This is a genomic window from Thauera mechernichensis (genome assembly GCF_029588855.1).
GTDB lineage: Bacteria > Pseudomonadota > Gammaproteobacteria > Burkholderiales > Rhodocyclaceae > Thauera > Thauera mechernichensis.
Genome location: NZ_JARQZE010000005.1, coordinates 135,697 through 154,878, shown reverse-complemented (window position 1 = coordinate 154,878; position 19,182 = coordinate 135,697). Strand labels below are relative to the sequence as shown.

Below are 19,182 nucleotides of genomic sequence, written 5' to 3'. Positions count from 1 at the left end.
GACCCAGGCCCATGTTCCACATCAAGACCCTCGAGCTCGTCCACTGGGACTTCTGGCGGCGCTTCACCCTGCCGCTGGACGCCCAGATCATCACCATCGTCGGCCCCAACGGCTCGGGCAAGACCACGCTGCTCGACGCCCTGCGCACCCTGTTCGCACTGCGCTGCTCGGGCAAGCGCGACTTCCGCCGCTATGTGCGCCGCGCCGACCGCAGCTTCGCCTGGATCCGCGCCGTGGTCGCAAACCAGCCCGGCCACAGCGGCAAGCGCCCCTTCTTTCCCTGCCTGGCCGACGAGGTCACGCTCGCCTGCCGCATCCGCAAGGCTGGCGGCGAATGGATCCGCGACTACACCATCGTCGATGGCAACGTGCCCATCGAGGCGCTCGAACAGACCAATGACTGGGTCGGCCTGCGCGACTACCAGAACCGGCTGGCCTGGGGCGGCCTGACACCGGCCATCACCAAGGTGCTGGCGCTCGAACAGGGCGACACCGACAAGCTGTGCGAATACTCGCCCAAGGCGTTGCTGGAGCTCGTCTTCGACGTCTTCGGCGACAAGGAGGTGCTGGACAACTACCAGGCCGCACGCGAGGAGCAGAAGTCGGCCGAACGCGAACTCGACGAGCTCGGCATCGACCTCGACCGACTCAAGACCCAGGCTGAGGAGAAAAAGGCAGAGGCCAACCGCTTCCTGGAATGGAAGCAGCTCGCCGACGAAGTGCAGGCGCTGGAAGCCGAGATCGTCCCCCGACTCGAGATTGCCGAACTCGAGCGCGAGATCGCCAGCGAACGCGAAGCCCTGCAGCGCGTTGGCCGCGAGCGCGCCGAGAAGCTCGTCGAGCAGCGCGAATCGCGCCAGCGCCTCGAACTGGTGCGGTCCGAGCAGGAAGCCGTGCAGGCCGAGCGCAAGCGCCTCAGGGAGGCGGACAGCGCATCCGAGCAGCACTATCTCGCCGCCCACGACCGCGTGCGCGACCTGGAGAAACTGCTCGCCGAGCGCGACGTGCTGCGCGCCCAGCTCGCCAGCGAGCATGGCGCCGACGCGCTCGCGCTCGAGAAGGAGCACGAGGACGCCGACGCCGCGCTCGCCGGCCTGCGCCGCAAGGAACGCGAGCTGCTCGCCGCCTTCGAGGACAAGACCGACACCCTGCGCGGCGAGCGCAACCGCGCCGGCCCGCCGGGCGACGCCGAGGTCGCGCGCTTCCGCGTCAAGCTGACAGCCGAAGGCATCGCCCATCGCAGCCTCGCCGAAGTGGTCGAAGTGACCGACCCGGCCTGGCAGGCTGCGCTCGAAGCCATCCTGCGTCCATACCGCCACCTCATCCTGCTCGAGCGCGAAGGCGACCGCCATGCCGCCTGGGCGATCGGCGAGCGCGAACGCTTCCGCCACTTCATCGTCGCCGAACGCGAGCACGCACCACCGCCACGCGGCATGAGCCTGGCCGAAGTGGTCGAGTTCAGCGCCGCGGTGCCGCGCTGGCTCACCGATCTGCTCACCCGCATCCGCCGCGTCGACAATGCCGAGGCCGCACGCGACCTGCCGCGCGAGCAGGAATGGATCACCCGCGACGGCTACCACCGCGAGCGTCGCGGCGCCCGCCATCTCGGCCGGCCGCAGGAGTTCCACTTCGGCGAGCTCGCCCGCCAGTCGCGCATCGCCGCGCTGCAGGATGAAATCAGCGCGCTCGACAAACAGCTCCAGGCCCTGCGCCCCAAGCTCGACGCCGCCGCCGCGCGCCTCACCACCATCCGCCAGGGCCTGCTCGGTCTGCAGTCGGCACAACTGCTCGCCGCCCGCAGCGAGGCCTACGCCAGCGCCGAGGCCGAGCTGCCTGCCGCACGCAAGGCGCTCACCGAAGCCATCGCCGCACGCAGCGACACACGCGGCGAGATGGACCGTCTATCCGACAAGCTCAACGGCATCCAGATCGAGCTCGAACGCCGCACCCGCGAGCTCAAGGCAGTCGATCTGCGCCTGGCGGACATCGCCCGCGAGCACGGCCCGCGCCGCCACGCCCAGGCCGAGCGCATCGTCAAGCTGCGCCACCGCCGGCACGGCATGGCCGCACACTGGCTGGAGCCCAACGAACTCGCCCTGCTTGCCGACAAGTACGGCGACGCACGCGGCGCGCGACTCCAGCTCGATCGCCTGCGCCGCCACCTCGACGAAGGCGACTGGATCACCGACCCTGCCGTACTGGTCGTGCGCGACCGCCTCGGCGCCGACGTCGCACTGCGCGAGCGCGACTACCTCAACCGCCAGGGCTACTGCACCACCGCACGCCTGCACACCGACAATGCGCGCGCCGCCTACATCGCCAAACTGCGCGCCACGGTGCGCCAGTACGCGAAGAACCTGAAGGCGCTCGGCGAACTCGCCAACGTCAACGTCGACTGCCCCACGCCGCACCTGGAAAACGACGACCTCTCGCTCGCCCAGGCCGGCCTCGAGGTGCGTTTCGACTTCGACCGCAAGGGCGCAGTGGGCCTCAACGACGGCGAGGCCTCGGGTGGCCAGCAGGTCATGAAGTCGCTGATCCTGCTCATCGGCCTGCTCATGGACGAAGCGCGCCCTGGCGGCTTCGTGTTCATCGACGAACCCTTCGCGCATCTGGACGTCGCCAACATCGACCGCGTCGGCACCTTCCTGCGCGCCACCCGTGCGCAGTACCTGATCACGACGCCGGTGACCCACAACGCCAACGTGTTCGCACCCGCGCAGCTCACGCTGGTGACGCGCAAGAAACAGCCGGCGAGCGACTGGGCGCCGCCGATCGGAATCCTGCAGCGCGCAGTGGACTAAGGCGCCTCCCTTGCTGCCCGGTTGCCCAAACCCGGAGCCAGCAGAGCACCCCTCACATCGGGGAGCTCTGCTGGGTGTGCTCAGCGGCTATCGCGGATCGGGCCGAACTCCACCGGCACCCAGGCGAACCCTTCGGCCTCCGCGCGCATACGCCCCAACCCCGGGAATGGCAGATGCGCCCCGGCAATACGCCAGCCCTCTTCGACCGCTCGGGCAAACACCGCACGCCGGGCAGTGATCGCCGCGTCCTGGTCGGTGTCGAACTCCAGCGCCACTTCCGGATGGCGGAACTGCACCGAGTGGCTGTGCACGACGTCGCCCCACACCAGCAGCTTCTGACCGCCCGAATCGAATAGGTACGAGGTATGCCCCGGCGTATGCCCGGGGGTCGGTATCACCGTCACACCCGGCAACAGCGCGTCATTCCGCCCAAAGCTACGAAAGCGACCAGCAGCCTGGTAAGGCTCGACCGCCTGTCGCGCCATGGTAAAGAATGGTCGGTTGCCCTCTGGCGCCGCCTCCGCGATGGCTTCGCTCAGCCAGTAGTCGACATCCTCCTGTGCAGCCCACACGGTCGCATTCGGGAAGGCGACGCTGCCATCGGCACTCAGCAGGCCACACACATGGTCGGGATGGAGGTGGGTAAGCAGAACGGTATCCACCGCCTCCGGGGCGTAACCGGCGGCACGTATGTTGGCGACGACCTGTCCCAGGGTGGGACCGAAGCAGGCCGCCGAACCTGCATCGACCAGGATCAGACGCTCGCCGGTATGCACCAGGTAAGCGTTGACGGCCGTCTGCACGCCTTCAGTGTGTTCAAGGAACATGCGCGCCAGCAAGGACTGGATCTGCTCCACCCCCATGCCCTTGAGCAATCCGACATGCAGATCGACGAAGCCGTCGTACAAGGCGGTGACTTCGAAGCTGCCAAGCCCAAGGCGATAGTAGCCAGGCACCTGTGTCTTGATCTGGGCTGGAGGCGCGGCAAGAGCGCTCGCCCCGCCAAGCGGAACGCCGCTCAGCGGCGCAGCTGCGAACAAGGCGACGCCGAGTGCGATGCTGGCTGCCGCGCGGGCCAAGGTACCGCGTTGCGACCGCGCCGGTGCCGCTGCGCGGGCGAGGAAGAGGTGTTGAGGCCGCAGCGTACTGCCGTGCCGTGTTGCGGAGGGGGGCAAGACCATTCTTGGCTCCTTTGCATGCTTGAGTAATCTGCAGTGCTCGTGGCGATCGTCTGAGGACGGGCAATGCCGCACCAGTCACGTCCTGTGCCAATCAGCACCGACCGCAGAGGTCGGGCTGTACAGTGTGCCCCATCATGCCGTCAGGATGTAGCCCGATAACGCTCATGTACTTCTTTCGTGGTCACGGGCGAACGAATCGGAGCCGTAGCGGACAAGGTGTTGTCAGCGGACTCACCGGCCCCACCCTCGCTCCCAATCCAAGCAATGGCTACGGAATCAGAAATTTGAATCGCCCAATACAGCATTTCTTGTATTCTTGTTTCCCCTTGATTCAGGCACGGTTTGCTCAACGCGCTTTTGCCCCGAACGAGTCGCCCTATGCCTACTCTGATTACACCGCGAGACCTTCCCACCTGGGTTCCAGGGCAGATCGTTTCCGCCAGTGATGGTTTGGGGTGGAAGGATGTTGGGCACAGGGCGTACCTATACACCGGCCTCGATGTTCCGATCCCGGCAATGGATCACTACATGGTGGTGCGTTATCGAAGCGGTCAGACTCCAATGGATCGCCGGGTGGAAGGACGATGGACGCGCAAGCGCTGCACGCCGGGGGACTTCTCCCTCCTCACCCGTTCCGAACAGTCCCACTGGCACTGGACGGAATGCATCAATGTGTCCCACACCTACCTATCCGACGCCCTGATGACCCGGGTTGCAACCGACATCACCGACCGCCCGGTTTCGGAGGTACGTCTGCACGATATCCTTCAGGCTCAGGATTCGGTGGTTACGGGTATTGTCGATGCGATCACCACCGAAGCGGAGCACCGAGGACTCGGAGGCAGTCTCTATGCGGAATCCCTGGCTATTCAATTGGCCGTGCATCTCTTCCGCAAGTACGCACTGATCAATTTCCGCAACGATGTTCCGGTCGGTCCCTTGTCATCGAGCCGCATGCGCCGACTTGACGAATACCTCGACACCCACCTGCATGAGGGTGTCACGATTGAGCAGATGGCAGAGACGGTAGGGCTGGGTGTGTGGACTTTCTCGCGCCACTTCCGCGCCACCAAGGGTTTGTCCCCATACGACTATGTCACGCGCTGCCGTCTCGAGAGGGCGGTCCGCCTGCTGTCCACTGGTACCCAAGCCATCAAGGAGGTCGCTGCCATGTGCGGCTTTGCCGACCAAGCGCACCTCACACGAACGATGCGAGGCCGCATGGGCATCACACCGGCACGTCTCAGAAAGGAAGGCCGCGGCTGAGCGGTCGGGCGACAGCGGGAACCACCGTGCCGACGCCCCGCCTCTCGCCCATAGCGACGGCCCAGGTACGCAAAAAAAATGGGCGCATCGGCAGACACCGATGCGCCCGAAGCGGCCCCGAGGAGGGAGCCCGAAGTCGTGCCTCGCCGGGGTTGGGGGGAGCGTTCTTCAGGTGCCCGTGGTCGCTGGAATGTCCAGCAGGGCACGCAGGTTGGCATCGACCTCGGACACCGCGTTGGCATCGGTTCCGAACAGGGCGAGGTGTCCGTCAATGCTGGTGAGCGGGCGGAACTCGCTGCCCGGGATGAGCTGCTGTTCGGCCAGGCAATCAGAGGGCGGGAAGAACATGTCGTGGCTGATCGGCATCACGAACGTCTTTGCCTTGATACGCCCTAGGGCTTGGGCCAAATCTCCGCCAGTGTGGCGGCTCACATCACCCCGCTGCCACTTCCAGGCCATGCAAAGCAGGTTGTTCGGGTCCATGGGACCAAAATAGCCCGTCATGAACTGATCGACGAAGGCAGCCATGTTCTCGAATCCCAATACCCGGTGTCGCCCCCCGCGGAAAAACTCCGTGCTCCACCCCATCACGGTCCACAGTTTCGCGTGCCGACGCAGACCGGCTGCCACCTCGGCTGAATCGGCGTAGGCGCCATCACGAAAGCCGGGGTCCGTGGTGATGGCCTCCACAAGCGTGTCGGTAAACACGAAGTCGTGCTCGGTGTTGCACGCGGTGCCGGCGATGGGGGCAGCTCGCTCGACCATGTCAGGGTAGCGCACGGCCCATTCGTAGGTCTGTTGGGCCCCCATCGACCCTCCAACCACCAAAGCGAGCCGCTGGATACCGAAATGCTCTTTGAGCAAACGATGCTGGGCGCGTACGTCATCGCCGATACGCACGCGAGGAAAGCGCGGGCCCGCAATCCGGCTTGGTGCATTGCTGGGCGAAATGGACAGTCCGTTACCGATCTGGTTCACCACGATGATGAAGTAGCGACTCGGATCAAGGGCTCGCCCCGGGCCGATGTAGACCTGCTCCATGATCTTGCTGGTGCCGGAGTACCAGGTCGGCACGAGAATGGCGTTGTCTTTCGCCGCATTGAGTTGGCCGTGAGTGGCAACCGCCAGGGTGCAGTCGTCAAGCACACCGCCTTCCTCGAGATCCAGTTGACCGATGCTGATCGTCTTGAATGGACCATGTATCTGCTGGGTGTAGTAAGGGGTCATTTTTATATCTCCTCCGAGAAGGGCCAGCCGCACGGACGGCTGGCCATGGGGGTCAGCGGGCCGTATAGCCGCCGTCAATCACGAGTTCGGCACCCGTTACCCAGCGCGCTTCATCCGACGCCAGATAAACGGCGCCCCAGGCAATGTCGTCAGGGGTACCGGTGCCACCCAGCGGGTGCAGGGCATCCAGATGCGCTTTGGCAGCGTCGTGCTCGAGCCCGTTGTCCTGGACGTAACGGTCGACCAAGGGGGTGAACACGAAGCCCGGGTGAATCGAGTTGAAGCGGATGCGCTCCTTTGCGTAAAGCAAGGCATCGTTCTTGGTCATTGTCCGCACGGCACCTTTTGCCGCGTGGTAGGGCGGGATGTCCCCGCCGCCGACGATGCCGTAGATCGACGATATGTTGATCACGGAACCACCGCCCACTTGGCGCAGATGGGGAATGACATGTTTCGTGCATAGGAAGACGGCGGTCACATCCACAGCCATCACCCGGTTCCATTCGGCCAGGGTCAGGAGGTCTGTAGGTATGTTCTCCCCTTCGATGCCAGCGTTATTGACCAGTACGTCAATACGTCCGAAATGGGTGGCTGCGATCCGCATCGCTTCGCAGACCCGTTGCTCATCGGTCACGTCGCCTTGCACGAAGAGTGCCTTGCCTCCGGACGAGCACATGGCGTCCACCACAGCCTGCCCTTGAGGATCGCGGTCGAAGATGACGACTGACGCCCCCTCCTCGGCCATACGCCGGGAGATGGCGAGTCCGAGTCCACTGCTGCCGCCGGTAATGACGGCTGTCCTGCCGGAAAGTCGATCCATGATGTTCTCCTTTCCGCTCAGCGCATCGCGAAGCCAGGGTAGCCCTTGCTGGCCAGTTCGTCGCATTGGCTGTTGTAGTTGCCTACCCCGCCGATGTACGAGATCAGACGGCGCGGCTTGCCGTCCACATTCGAACCCATGTACCAAGAGTCCGTCTTGACCACCAGCGTCTTGGCGGCGGTCTCATCGTGGTGTCGTACCCAGTCGTCCTCGAACTCCTTCGTCGCCTCCACCACCTTCTTGCCGTTCTTGCGGGCATAGGCGATGCAGTCGGTGATCCAGTCCACCTGTTGCTGAAGGCAGGTGGTCATGTTGCAAAGGGCCGCTGATGGAGCGAGGGGCGCGCCAGTGGTAAACAGGTTGGGATACCCGTGCACCTGCAGGCCCATGGCGGTGCGGATCTCCTTGCCCCACTGTTCCTTGAGGGAGCGGCCGTCACGGCCGCGGAAGTCGATCCGGGTCAGCGCTCCGGAACCGGCGTCAAAACCGAGGGCGAGGATGATCACGTCAACCTCGTGCACCTTGCCGTCGGCGGTCTGAATGCCCTCAGGTACGACGCGCTCGATCGGGGCTCTTTGACAATCCACTGCCTCCACATTGGGCTGCAGATACACCTCCAGGTACTTGTTCTCCAACGGGACGCGGTGGGTGCCAAAGCCGTACTCCTGCGGGATCAGCAGATCGCAAAGGTCTTCCCGGTTCTGCAGGCGTTCGCGCATCTTGGCTCGAACGAACTTCGAAACCTCCTCGCTGACCTCCTCATCGACGAACATCTCGGGGAAGGACGCCAACCACAGAGCCAGAGAGCCATCGTTCCACAGGCGCTCAAGAACCTCCGCACGCTGCTCAGGAGTCTGCTCGTGCCACGGACCGGCGTCGAAGTCATAGTCAAAACCGGCAAAGGTCGTGCGGACACGCTTCTTCAACTCGTGGAAACGCGATCCCCATTTCGCCCAGTCATCCCTGGTGTACTTGGGATTTCGCATCGGGATGACATACTGGGGCGTACGAACGAAGATCTTCATCGAGCCGACGTCGGGAGCGATGGTCTGGATCACCTGAATGCCGGTGGCTCCGGTGCCCACAACGGCTACCCGCTTACCTTTCAGGTCCACCGGCTCCTTGGGCCAAAGACCGGTAACGTAGAGTTCGCCCTTGAAGGACGATTGGCCGGGGAAGCGCTCGACGATCGGAGCCGAGAGCATCCCGCAGCAGGCGATCAGGAACTGCGCTGTCATCTGCTCGCCGTCGGCGGTGGCAATACGCCACACTTCCTCCTGCTCGTCATAGTGCGCCGAGGCGATCCGGGTATTGAACTGGATATCCTTCTTCAGATCGAGCTTGTCTGCGACGTAGTTCAGCCAGCGCTCCGTCTCAGGCTGGGCGGGGAAGCGCTCCGACGGCTGCCACGACTTGTATAGCTCCTCCGAGAACCAGTACTGGTAGATCTCCGCCTGAGAGTCGAACCGAGCACCGGGGTAGCGGTTCCAGTACCAGGTTCCGCCCACGCCGGAACCCGTCTCGAACCCGCGAACTTTCATTCCCATCTCCCGCAAGCGGTGCAGCTGGTACAGGCCGGCGACGCCTGCTCCGATCACGATCGCGTCGAATTGCTGCGGAACCTTCGGGTTCTTGACTGCTGAGCTTTCACTGCATGCGATGTTCATCTTGTCTCCTTCACATTCTCGAATGTATGGATTGCCCTTGAGCTGGGCTCCAGTTGCGACACGGCGCAGCGCCTGAAAACGGCAGCCTGCTCCGTGTTGCGAAGGAATGTATGGGCGGAGACGACATCGCATCTTGTCGATTCCAGGCATTCCTTTGAACGAATCGTGAAAGCACCCTGCATCGCCTTTGGCGCAAGGACGGCATCAACTAGATTTTCATGCGGCCAGGCCCCGAAGCAGTTTGCGGAAGTACAGGAATCTGGCTTCGGAACGTGGCACTGCCGAACTGGAACGATCAGTCACCGACACCCACGGCGGACTCGCCTGGGCGCATATCAACTGATCACACCAGACATAAGCCCCCCCAAGAACCAAAGGAGACACTTTCCATGAGCACGAAAATCGAACGGGTAACCGCAGCGGGCAGTTTCCAACGTGTCGTCGCCCTCCTTCGCAACGACACCCGGAAGCGCATTGCGGGCGGCGCGCTCGCGTTGGCATCGCCACTTGCATTCGCGGTCAGCGTGGACGCCGGAGACTATGACCACGCCCCTGCCGGCACCCACTTGGGACTGCTTTACTACCAATATTCCAGTGGGGAAGCCCTTTATGCGGGTGGGCGCAGAATCGACGATAACGCGCGCGTGAGGGCCCAGGTGGGTATCGTGCGCGCCGTCAAGTATGTGGACATCGGCGGCGTCACTGTGGCGCCTCAGGTCCTGCTCCCCTTCGGGTCGGTTCAGACGGCGGGTACCTTGAACAGCGCCAGCGTCCGCAACGGCATGGGAGATCTGATACTTGCCAGCACCGTATTCCTGTACAAGGACGATCACCGGCGGGTACTCGGGGTGACGCCATGGCTGTGGTTGCCAACCGGGCAGTACAGTCGTAGCCGCACACTCAATCCTTTTGGCGAGAACCGCTGGAAGTTCGCTCTCCAGGTCGCCGGCGTGATGCCCCTGGGGCAGGCCTTCACCCTCGATCTGGTAGGAGATGTGCAGTACTACGGCAATAACCGCGACTTCGGCCCGACCCGCAGAACCCTGAGTCAGCAACACAGCTGGGATCTCCAGTCGCACCTGCGCTACCACCTCTCCCCGGCCACGGCACTCAGCCTGAGCATCTCCCAATTCACCGGAGGCGAGACCAAGATCGACGGCACAAGTCAGAACGACCGGCAACGCCGAAGTCGTGCATCCATCGGCGCATCGCATTTCCTGGCACCGGACTTTCAGATCCTCGGCTCACTGGGCAAGGATCTATCGATCGAGAACGGCGTGCGCGAAGACCTTCGTGTCAATCTGCGCATGCTGAAGGTGTTCTGAGCAGCACAGGCCCGTGGTTTGAGCGCCCGACGCTGGGCGCTCAGCCCCGACTGCGGCGGCGCAGCAGGTAGATATCCATGATCCAGCCGTGGCGGGCGCGCAGCTGCGCACGCAGGCGCACGATCTGGTCCGCGACCTCGCCGAGCGGGCCCGCGACCAGGGCCTGCTGCGCCATGCCGACGTAGGCACCCCACCAGATCTCGATGCCAGCGCCCTCCAGGGTCGTGAAGGCGCAGTTGCCATCGAGCATCACCGCCACGGTATCGGCGCCGACCGGCCAGCCCTGTTCGCGCAGGCGGCGGCCGGTTGTGATCATGACCGGGGCAGCGACGTCATTGAGCGGGATACGATGCGCCGCGGTGAGCACCTGAAGGCTGGTGATGCCGGGCACCACCGACACGTGCAGCGGGCGCTCGTGCTGCACGTGAGCGGCGATGCGCAGCGTGCTGTCGTAGAGCGAGGGGTCGCCCCATACCAGCAGCGCCACTTTGCCGCCGCCGGTTGGCAGGTGCACATCGATCTGACGCAGCCACTCTGCGGCGATCGCCTCATGCCAGTCCGCCACCGCTGCCAGGTAATCGCCGTCTGCAGCGCGCTGCGGCAGGTCGAACTCGACGATCCGCACCGGCCCGTCGAGCACGCGGGCGCAGATATGGCGACGCAGGTCGAGCAGTTCGAGCTTGTCCTCGCCCTTGCGCGGCAGCAGGATCAACGCGGCCTGGTTGAGCGCCTCGATCGCCGCCAGTGTCAGGTGTGCCGGATTGCCGGTCCCGATGCCGACCAGCTGCAGCTCGAGCGCCGCGTCAACGTCCTCAACAGCCCGCATGCTGCCTCTCGCCCCGGCCTTCATCCGCCGGCGCTGCCGTCGGGCTGTTGGCAAGCGCCGACTGCGGCCGGAAGCGGCGTTCGTAGTCCGGCGCGTACAGCCGGCTCTCGTCGAAGCCCTCGGCTGCCAGCGCGGGGCCGACCAGGATCAGCGCGGTACGCTCCATGCCCTCATCCACGGCAGCAGCGATGCTCTCCAGCGTCGCACGCACGATACGCTGCTCCGGCCAGCTCGCCCGCCACACCACCGCCACCGGGCAGGCCGGGCCGTAGTGCGGCAGCAAGCTGGCGACGACCCCCGCCAGGTTGTGGATCGAGAGGTGGATGGCCAGCGTGGCGCCGGTGGCGGCGAAATGGCCAAGGCTCTCGCTGGCCGGCATCGCGCTCGCGCGCCCGGGCGTGCGCGTGAGCACCACCGACTGCGCAATCCCCGGCAGGGTCAGCTCGGTCCCCAGGCTGGCAGCCGCAGCCGCAAACGAAGGCACGCCTGGCGTCACCGTGTACGGGATGCCGAGCGCACGCAGCCTGCGCAACTGCTCGCCCATCGCCGACCACACCGACAGATCGCCAGAATGCAGGCGGGCAACGTCCTGCCCGCGCGCATGCGCGGCCTGCATCTCGGCCACGATGTCGTCGAGCGACAGCGGGGCGGTATTGATGATGCGCGCGCCCGGCGGGCAATGGCCGAGCACGGCCTCGGGAATCAGCGAGCCGGCGTACAGGCAGACCGGACATGCGGCAATGAGGTCGCGTCCGCGCAGGGTAAGCAGGTCGGGGGCGCCGGGTCCGGCGCCGATGAAGTGAATGGTCATGTCTGGGATCCTTGGGCGAGCGCACATGTGGCGCTGCGGTCGGGGGAAATGTGCCGCGCGACAAGCAAGCGCGATAGCGGTCCGGCCGTGGCCAGCGCCGCGGCCTCGGCGACACTGCCACAGCCGCGTACGGCGAGGATGCGAAGCGAGCGCGTCGGAGTATGCTGCCCGCGCAAGGCAACTTCATCGACACCGACGAGTCGGGCCCCGAGCGCATCAGCCAGCGGCTCGAGCATGGCAAGGCGGTCGAGCGGCGCCGCCAGCACATCGGGGCCCGGCAGACCGGGGCGGCGTGCACGCACCGTGACCAGTGCCGCGTCGAGCGCGGCCTGCAAGGCGGCAGCAGACGCCCCTGCCCGGCAGCCGAAGCCAGCGACGATCATCGGCAGGTGCTCCACTGCACGACCGGGTAGGCCGACTTCCAGCCCCGGCGACTGCCGAGCGCCGCCGCCTCGGCCAGCTCGATGCGCAGCAGCGTACCGCCATGGACAGCCTGCCACTGTGCGAGCAAGGCCTCCGACTCCAGGGTCACCGCGTTGCAGACCACGCGCGTGCCCGGCCGTAGCCTGGCCCACAAGGCCTCGAGCAACGCCGCCGACAGCCCGCCGCCAACGAATACGGCATCGGGCAAGGGCTGGCCATCGAGCACGGCCGGCGCGCGCCCCTCGATGACCTGCAGGCAGTCGACGCCAAGCGCGCATGCATTGCTGCGCGCGCGCTGCGCACGCCGCGGGTCGGCCTCGAAGGCTGTGGCCGCATTCGCAGGGTGGGCAAGCAGCCACTCGATCGAGATCGATCCCGACCCGGTGCCGATGTCCCACAAATGCTCGCCGGGCCGCGGCGCCAAGGCCGACAGGGTGAGCGCGCGCATCGGCCGCTTGGTGATCTGGCCGTCATGCTCGAACAAGCCATCAGGCAGGCCGCACGCGCGCGGCACCACATCGCGGGCCTCAGCCGCGGCCTCGATGCCCACCACCACGGGATGCGCCACATCGGCGAATGCGTAGCCTGCGGCAAGGGTGGTACGCGTGCGCTCACGCACGCCGCCGAGGGCTTCGAGCACATGCAGCGTGCTGGCACCAAAGCCTTGCGCCACCAGCCAGTGCGCCAGGCTGGCGACGGCCGCGCCATCGCGCAGGGTGACGAGCATGCGCAGCCTCGGCGCCAACTGCGCGCGCAGCCGGCCGAGCGGCGCCGCATGCAGGCCCACGCAGACGGTGCGCTCCAACGGCCAGCCCAGGCGAGCCGCAGCAAGGCTGAACACCGAAGGCGCAGGCAGCGCGGTCCACTCGCCAACGGCGAGATGGCGCGCAACCACGCTGCCGCCACCCAGGCAGAAGGGGTCGCCCGAGGCCAGCATCACCACCCGCCGGCCACGCAGCGCGAGCAGCCGCTCGATGCCGTCAGCAAACGGCACCGGCCACTCGATGCGTTCGGCATCGGGGCTGGCGACCGCGGGCACGAGGCCGAGATGGCGCTGCGCCCCGATCACGAACTCGGCACCGGCGAGCGCAGCGCGGCTTGCCTCGGCCAGCCCCGCCATGCCATCCTCGCCGACTCCGACGATGGTCAGCCACGCAGGGCTGCGCGATTCATCCATGCCCGATCTCCACCACAAGCCCCTCCCCAGAGTCTCCCCCAAGCACGCTCCCAATGTCCTTGTCCTCGGCGGTACCACCGAGGCCGGCGCGCTCGCTCAAGTGCTCGCAGCAAGCAGCATACGGGCCTGCTACAGCTACGCCGGGCGCGTGCAGACGCCCCGCCCGCAGCCCCTGCCGACGCGCGTCGGCGGCTTCGGCGGCGTCGACGGCCTGGTGCGCTACCTGGCGGACGAACGCATCACCCACCTCATTGACGCCACCCATCCCTTCGCCGCGCGCATGAGCGCCAATGCGATCGCTGCAGCCCGCCAGGCGGGCGTGCCGCTGATCGCCCTCACCCGCCCGGCATGGACCGCGCAGGCTGGAGACCGCTGGCAAACGGTCGCCGACATGCCGTCCGCCGTCGCTGCGCTTGGCGGTGCGCCCCGCCGGGTGCTGCTCGCGCTCGGCCGCATGCACCTGGCCGAATTCGCCGCGCAGCCCCAGCATCATTACGTGCTGCGCCTGGTCGACCCGCCGGCCGCACCGATCCCGCTGCCCGACCACCACGTGGTGGTCGACCGCGGTCCCTTCGATGTCGCCGGCGACCTCGCGCTGCTGCAGCGCCACCGTATCGAACTCGTCGTCAGCAAGAACGCCGGCGGCGAGGGCGCGAGCGCCAAGCTCGCCGCGGCGCGCCAACTCGGCGTGCCGGTGCTGATGGTGCAGCGCCCCGTCCTGCCCGCGCGCACAGAGGTGCACGAGGTGGACGCGGTACTCGCCTGGCTGGGTCACGGCGCTACCCCCGGGGTGGCGCGCGGGGTGTAGAGCAAGGCGCCGGCCGGACGCTGCAGCAGCCGCGTCAGGCTGGAGCCGATGATCACCACGGTGCGCATGTCGGCCATCTCGGCGTGCGCAGCGCCGAGCGGGACCACCTCGAGGTGCTCGTCCGGTGTGCTCACCGCGCGCGCGAAGAGAATCAGGCGGTCGTCCGTGCACACCTCGCGCAACACCGCGAGCGTGCGCGCGAAGCCCTCGGGCCTCGACCGCGAGCGCGGGTTGTAGAGCGCGATGGCAAAGTCGGCCTCGACCGCAAGGCGCAGGCGGCGCTCGATCAGCGTCCACGGCTTGAGGTTGTCGGACAGGTTGATGGCGCAGAAGTCATGCCCAAGCGGGGCGCCGGCACGCGCACTGGCAGCCAGCATCGCAGTGATGCCGGGCAGCACCTGTACCTCGACATCGCCCCAGGCGGCCGGCCCATGCTCGAGCGCCTCGCACACCGCGGACGCCATGGCGAACACGCCAGGGTCGCCCGAGGACACGACCACCACCCCACGACCGGATGCGGCCAAGGCCAGCGCGTGCCGGGCGCGCGCCAGCTCCTCGCGATTGTCCGAGGCATGGCGGGCCTGGCCGGCGCGCACCGGCACCCGGTCCACATAGGGGAAGTAGCCCACCACGTCGCTGGCGGCCTCGAGGGCGGCGGCCACCTGCGGTGTCACCAGCGCCTGCCCGCCCGGGCCGAGCCCGGCGATTGCCAGCCAGCCGCTCATGGACGCCGCCCCTGGCCGTGGATGAGCAGGATCGAGAAATACGGCGTGGCATCGCTGGCGTCGCGCAGGCGCGTCACGCGCTCCTCGGGCATGGTCGCGTACTCGACCAGCCAGGCCTCGTCCTCGCGCCCGGCCGCAGCCACTGCGCGGCGCAGCTTGGGCAGGTTGCGTCCGACCTTCATCACCGCGAGCGCATCGGTGTCGCGGATACGGCGCGCGAGATCCTCCTCCGGCAGCGTGGCCATCAGCACGGTGAGCATGTCATCGCCCCAGGTGATCGGCGTGCCACTCACCGTCCATGCCCCCGACATGCCGGTGATGCCCGGCACCACGCGCACCGGCACCACGCCCTGCAGACGTGCGTACAGGTGCATGAAGGAGCCGTAGAAGAAGGGATCGCCTTCGCACAGCACCACCACGTCCTCGCCGCTGCGGGCAATGGCGTGCAGGCGCTCGATGCATGCCGCGTAGAACTCGGCGAGCAGGGCGTTGTAGCGCGGGTCGCTGAAGGGGATCTCGGTGGTGACCGGGTACTCCATCGCAAACTCGACCACGTCGTCACGCAGCATACCCTCGACGATGCGCCGCGCACGCCCGGCACGCCCGGCCTTGCGGAAATAGGCTACATGCCGGGTGCCGCGCACGAGACGGTCGGCGCGGACGCTCAGCAGGTCCTGCGCACCAGGCCCGAGGCCAACGCCATGGATGGTGCCGAGCGCGGTGGCCGCAGCCTGCGCGCCGCCCAGGGTGTCGGCCGGCACGCGTTCCATCACGGAAGGGGTGATCTTTAACATTGTCATTCCTTGCGACTCGCGAGCGCATTGACGGCCGCGACGGTGATCGCGCTGCCGCCCAGCCGGCCACGCACGATGCAGCTCGGCACCGGCAGCGCATCCCACAGCGCATCCTTGGACTCGACCGCGCCGACGAAGCCGACCGGACAGCCGATGATGGCCGCCGGGCGCGGGCAGGCGGTGTCCTCGAGCATGTTGAGCAGATGGAAGAGCGCGGTGGGCGCGTTACCGATGGCCACCACGGCGCCTTCCAGATGAGGCCGCCACAACTCCAGCGCAGCGGCCGAGCGGGTTGTTCTCATGGCCTGCGCCATGCCGGCCACGGCCGGATCGGACAGCGTGCACAGCACGACGTTGTCCGCCGGCAGGCGCGCGCGGGTGATGCCCTCCGACACCATGCGCGCATCGCACAGGATCGGTGCTCCGGCGGCGAGTGCGGCCCGCGCACGGACGGCGAAGCCGGGCGAGAACTCGATGAACGGCGCGAGCCCGACCATGCCCGCAGCGTGGATCATGCGCACCGCGACCGGCTCCTCATCGGCATCGAAACGGCCGAGCTCGGCCTCGGCGCGGATCATGGCGAAGGACTGGCGGTAGATCGCCGCACCGTCGGTTTCGAATACATGGGGCATCAATGAACTCCAAGACGCTCGAGCACGGCAGCCGGGCTCAGCCCCGCCGCGTGCACGGGCTCGCCGGGACGGGCGTCGAAGGCAAGATCGAAGGCCGTACCGCGACCGGTCAGGCAGATGGCTGCAGGGCCCGCGTGTGCGCACCCCTTGGCGCAGCCGGAGACGTGGATCAGGCGCGGCGCATCCGCCAGTGCCGCAGGCAGCGACAGGCCACCCTGCGCAGCTGCTGCCGCCAGGCGCAGCGCGAGCGCGCGGGTGTCGACGCCCGCCTGCACGCAATACGGCGCGCCTGCGCAGGCTTCGACCTGCCAGCCGGCTGCCGCCAACGCGTCGCTGTCGGTACAGGCGCTGTCGAGCTTGTGAGAAACACCGGACCGGGCCGCCTCGAGCAGCAGCTGCCGCCAAGGCGTGATCCGCACGGCCTTGGCGCCGCTCGCGACCACGGCATCGGCCAGCGCAGCCGCATCGGCCTGGCCGAACGGCAGGCTGCATACCCACCCCAGCGGATGCGCGCCCGGGGCAAGGCGGGCTGCCGCAGCAGCAGGCAACAGCGCTCCGCAGGCCCAGGCTGGCAGGGGTGCCCGGTGGCGTACCATGCGCCCGGCGGCAGCGCCGCCACTTGCCGCGAACCAGTGAGCGAGGGCGATAAGTGCGTCAACCGCTGCATCGGCAGTGACCTCAACGCCTTGCACCCTCCCTGCGGCGCGCAGGATCAAGCCACCCTGTTCGCCACGCTCGATGCGGAAGTCGCCCGGGTCGCCGAGCAGCCGGGGCGCGTCGCCGGCATCGATCACGAAGCCGACCTTGGCCGGCAGGTCGGGGAGTTCATCCAGGCGCCCCGCCAGCTCGACGGCAAGGCGCTCGGTGTCGTCGCCCGCCACCCAATCGGGCGCCACCAGCAGGTTCCGCCGCCCCTCCAGGCGAGCATCGGCGTCGAGCAGGCCGAGCTCGCCGAAGGCGTCGAGCAGCTGCGGCCAGGCCGCTTCGGGCACGCCGCGTACCTGCAGGTTGGCGCGGCTGGTAAGGTCAACCAGGCCGGCGCCATGCCTGCGAGCTGCCGCGCAGATGCCCAGGATCTGGTCGCGGGTGAAGCGGGCGAGCCGCGGACGCAGTCGCAGTACCAGGCCATCGCCCGACATCATCGGCCGCAGCGCGCCCGGGCACCAGCCCTGCACGCGCGGCGCAGCCATCGTCCCGACGCGGGCTCCTGCCAGCGCGGTCGCGTTATCTGTCATCTTCAGTCTGCCAGTTCAGAGGCGGCACGCCTCCAGCGCCGAATCGTCACGCCGCCGGAGGCTGTGCCCGAGCTCAGCGCGCGCCTTCGTACAGGCGCTTGTCGACAGCCATGCTGCCCTTGAGCTGATGAAGCGCCTTCGCCGCGGCGAGCACGCCAAGGTCAACGAGCGGCTCAAGCACGACCACCAGCATGTAGGCAGCACCGAAGCTGAACACATTGCTCAGGTTGTCCGCGCCCACGCCCTGGCCATAGAGCGCCCAGAACGCCACCCAGGCGACGATGCCGCCCTGGTAGGCCAGCGACAGCCTGAACACCTGGCCATAGCTCAGGTCCACGTAGGGCGTGTTCGCTGGGATGATGCGGCGTGCGAGCGCAGCGATGGCAAACAGCGGCACCAGCAAGGTGGTGACGTTCATCGTGTACTGCGGCAGGTCGTCGGGAGCGAAGAACAGCCCCTGGGCGAGCAGCCCCAGCGCCAGGCCGATCGCCGTGGGCGCCGCGCCGAAGAGCAGCAGCAGCGTAGAGCCAAGGATGAGGTGGACCTCGGAAACGCCGACTTCCTGCGTGGGCAGGATCTCGAAGAAGGCGAAGACCAGGGCGGTGGCAAGCACGGCGCGCAGCATGATTGCCGCTGCTCCGTCACGCTTGACGGCATCCACGACGAGCTTGCCGGCAAAACCGATGGCCGCCGCAGCGGTGCCATAACTGAGCAGGATCTTGCTGCCCTCGACGATACCCGGTTCGATATGCATGGTGTTTTCTCCTGATTCAGGCACGGGTGGTGGAACGAAACGTCAGCCGAGGGCCGACGCGAAAGCGGATGCGGACAGATGCTCCGCACCCCAAAGCTGCGCGAGCTGGCGCGCACGACCGAGGGCGAACGGCCCCTCGTCGAAATCGATGACGCTGCAGTGCGTGGCATGTACCGGGCGCGGCGGCAGGCTGGCAAAGCGCACGTCCGACAGCAGCCAGAGATGGACTGTCTCGCCTGCCTGTGCGCGCCGACGCCTGGCGAGCATGCGGTCGGCGAGCACCACCGCCGAAGCGGCGGGTGAGCCACCGCCGCCGGCGACGGGCGCGATCCAGCGCGTGTTGAAGGCGACCGCCTTGCGCGGCGGCTGCAGCACGCGCGCCGCAGTGCCCGAGAAGCCGATCACAGCGAGCGACTCGCGCCGCCGGTAGAGCTGAGCGGTCCACGCCAGCAGCAAACCCTTGGCGAGCGCCAGACGGCGCCCCTTCAGCATCGAGCCCGAGCAATCGAGCACCAGGCAGTGCAGGCACGCGCTGCCCACGGGGCGCAGTCGACGACGCAGGTGGGCGGGCTCGAGCACGCCGACCCCCTTGGCGGCAAGGCTGCGCGGCCAGTCGATGCGGCCACCGGCAACGCGCCACCCGCGTGCGCGCCGCGGCGCGTTCGGCGCGCGTCCCGCAGCCCCCTTGCCGGGCACTGCGAGACGCG

The 19,182-nt window shown here is 67.2% G+C and carries 18 protein-coding genes; 4 read left to right on the top strand and 14 right to left on the bottom strand.

Going from position 1 to position 19,182, the window contains the following annotated elements; genetic code table 11:
• Positions 1-11 precede the first annotated feature (11 nt).
• Positions 12-2,804 carry an AAA family ATPase gene (locus P7F68_RS09425; RefSeq protein ID WP_277832617.1) on the top strand — a complete coding sequence of 931 codons (2,793 nt, stop codon included), beginning with the start codon at positions 12-14 and terminating at the stop codon, positions 2,802-2,804.
• An 80-nt stretch (positions 2,805-2,884) separates the two neighbouring features.
• Here P7F68_RS09425 and P7F68_RS09420 read toward each other — a convergent pair whose 3' ends face one another.
• Complete coding sequence (locus tag P7F68_RS09420) at positions 2,885-3,985, bottom strand: MBL fold metallo-hydrolase (RefSeq protein ID WP_277832615.1); 1,101 nt, start codon at positions 3,983-3,985, stop codon at positions 2,885-2,887.
• Positions 3,986-4,501: 516 nt separating this feature from the next.
• Between P7F68_RS09420 and P7F68_RS09415 the strand changes: the two genes are divergently transcribed.
• Positions 4,502-5,251, top strand: coding sequence for a helix-turn-helix domain-containing protein (locus P7F68_RS09415; RefSeq protein ID WP_198291761.1), 750 nt, complete (start codon positions 4,502-4,504; stop codon positions 5,249-5,251).
• 168 nt (positions 5,252-5,419) lie between these two features.
• Here the strand turns inward: P7F68_RS09415 and P7F68_RS09410 are convergent, their stop codons facing one another.
• From P7F68_RS09410 to P7F68_RS09400, 3 genes are read right to left on the bottom strand one after another with little or no spacing between them, the layout of a single operon-like run.
• A complete protein-coding gene (locus P7F68_RS09410) occupies positions 5,420-6,478 on the bottom strand; it encodes an alpha/beta fold hydrolase (RefSeq protein ID WP_002938674.1) in 1,059 nt (352 codons plus the stop codon).
• Positions 6,479-6,530: 52 nt separating this feature from the next.
• Positions 6,531-7,298 carry an SDR family NAD(P)-dependent oxidoreductase gene (locus P7F68_RS09405; protein WP_037982557.1) on the bottom strand — a complete coding sequence of 256 codons (768 nt, stop codon included), beginning with the start codon at positions 7,296-7,298 and terminating at the stop codon, positions 6,531-6,533.
• Between the two features lie 17 nt (positions 7,299-7,315).
• On the bottom strand, positions 7,316-8,965 hold the full coding sequence (locus P7F68_RS09400; protein ID WP_002938671.1) for a flavin-containing monooxygenase: 1,650 nt from the start codon (positions 8,963-8,965) through the stop codon (positions 7,316-7,318).
• Positions 8,966-9,354: 389 nt separating this feature from the next.
• Between P7F68_RS09400 and P7F68_RS09395 the strand changes: the two genes are divergently transcribed.
• Positions 9,355-10,290: a transporter gene (locus P7F68_RS09395; protein WP_277832609.1), complete on the top strand. Its 936-nt coding sequence runs from the start codon at positions 9,355-9,357 to the stop codon at positions 10,288-10,290.
• Between the two features lie 40 nt (positions 10,291-10,330).
• Here P7F68_RS09395 and cobF read toward each other — a convergent pair whose 3' ends face one another.
• The 4 genes from cobF to P7F68_RS09375 are packed head-to-tail and all read right to left on the bottom strand — an operon-like array spanning position 10,331 to position 13,527.
• Positions 10,331-11,116, bottom strand: a complete 786-nt coding sequence (cobF, locus tag P7F68_RS09390; RefSeq protein WP_002927862.1) for a precorrin-6A synthase (deacetylating) — start codon at positions 11,114-11,116, stop codon at positions 10,331-10,333.
• On the bottom strand, positions 11,103-11,927 hold the full coding sequence (gene cobM / locus P7F68_RS09385) for a precorrin-4 C(11)-methyltransferase (RefSeq protein ID WP_002927859.1): 825 nt from the start codon (positions 11,925-11,927) through the stop codon (positions 11,103-11,105). Before cobM ends, cobF begins: the two co-directional genes overlap by 14 nt.
• Positions 11,924-12,310: a cobalamin biosynthesis protein gene (locus tag P7F68_RS09380; protein ID WP_002927856.1), complete on the bottom strand. Its 387-nt coding sequence runs from the start codon at positions 12,308-12,310 to the stop codon at positions 11,924-11,926. Before P7F68_RS09380 ends, cobM begins: the two co-directional genes overlap by 4 nt.
• Complete coding sequence (locus P7F68_RS09375; protein ID WP_002927855.1) at positions 12,307-13,527, bottom strand: bifunctional cobalt-precorrin-7 (C(5))-methyltransferase/cobalt-precorrin-6B (C(15))-methyltransferase; 1,221 nt, start codon at positions 13,525-13,527, stop codon at positions 12,307-12,309. Before P7F68_RS09375 ends, P7F68_RS09380 begins: the two co-directional genes overlap by 4 nt.
• Between P7F68_RS09375 and P7F68_RS09370 the strand changes: the two genes are divergently transcribed.
• On the top strand, positions 13,526-14,335 hold the full coding sequence (locus tag P7F68_RS09370; RefSeq protein ID WP_277832605.1) for a cobalt-precorrin-6A reductase: 810 nt from the start codon (positions 13,526-13,528) through the stop codon (positions 14,333-14,335). The two genes, P7F68_RS09375 and P7F68_RS09370, sit on opposite strands and share 2 nt — an antisense overlap.
• On the opposite strand, the gene cobJ is transcribed toward P7F68_RS09370, so the two are convergent.
• The 6 genes from cobJ to P7F68_RS09340 form a co-directional block, all read right to left on the bottom strand.
• Complete coding sequence (gene cobJ / locus P7F68_RS09365) at positions 14,299-15,060, bottom strand: precorrin-3B C(17)-methyltransferase (protein WP_277832604.1); 762 nt, start codon at positions 15,058-15,060, stop codon at positions 14,299-14,301. The two genes, P7F68_RS09370 and cobJ, sit on opposite strands and share 37 nt — an antisense overlap.
• Positions 15,057-15,854: a precorrin-2 C(20)-methyltransferase gene (gene cobI / locus P7F68_RS09360; RefSeq protein WP_002938647.1), complete on the bottom strand. Its 798-nt coding sequence runs from the start codon at positions 15,852-15,854 to the stop codon at positions 15,057-15,059. The genes cobJ and cobI overlap by 4 nt, the downstream gene beginning before the upstream one ends.
• A 2-nt stretch (positions 15,855-15,856) precedes the next feature.
• The gene (locus P7F68_RS09355) at positions 15,857-16,486 is read right to left on the bottom strand and encodes a precorrin-8X methylmutase (RefSeq protein WP_002938645.1); all 630 of its coding nucleotides are present in this window, start codon (positions 16,484-16,486) and stop codon (positions 15,857-15,859) included.
• The gene (locus tag P7F68_RS09350) at positions 16,486-17,721 is read right to left on the bottom strand and encodes a cobalamin biosynthesis protein CobG (protein WP_277832600.1); all 1,236 of its coding nucleotides are present in this window, start codon (positions 17,719-17,721) and stop codon (positions 16,486-16,488) included. Before P7F68_RS09350 ends, P7F68_RS09355 begins: the two co-directional genes overlap by 1 nt.
• Before the next feature lie 73 nt (positions 17,722-17,794).
• Positions 17,795-18,475: an energy-coupling factor ABC transporter permease gene (locus tag P7F68_RS09345; protein ID WP_002938641.1), complete on the bottom strand. Its 681-nt coding sequence runs from the start codon at positions 18,473-18,475 to the stop codon at positions 17,795-17,797.
• 42 nt (positions 18,476-18,517) lie between these two features.
• Positions 18,518-19,171 carry a vWA domain-containing protein gene (locus tag P7F68_RS09340; RefSeq protein ID WP_277832597.1) on the bottom strand — a complete coding sequence of 218 codons (654 nt, stop codon included), beginning with the start codon at positions 19,169-19,171 and terminating at the stop codon, positions 18,518-18,520.
• Between the last annotated feature and the right edge of the window lie 11 nt (positions 19,172-19,182).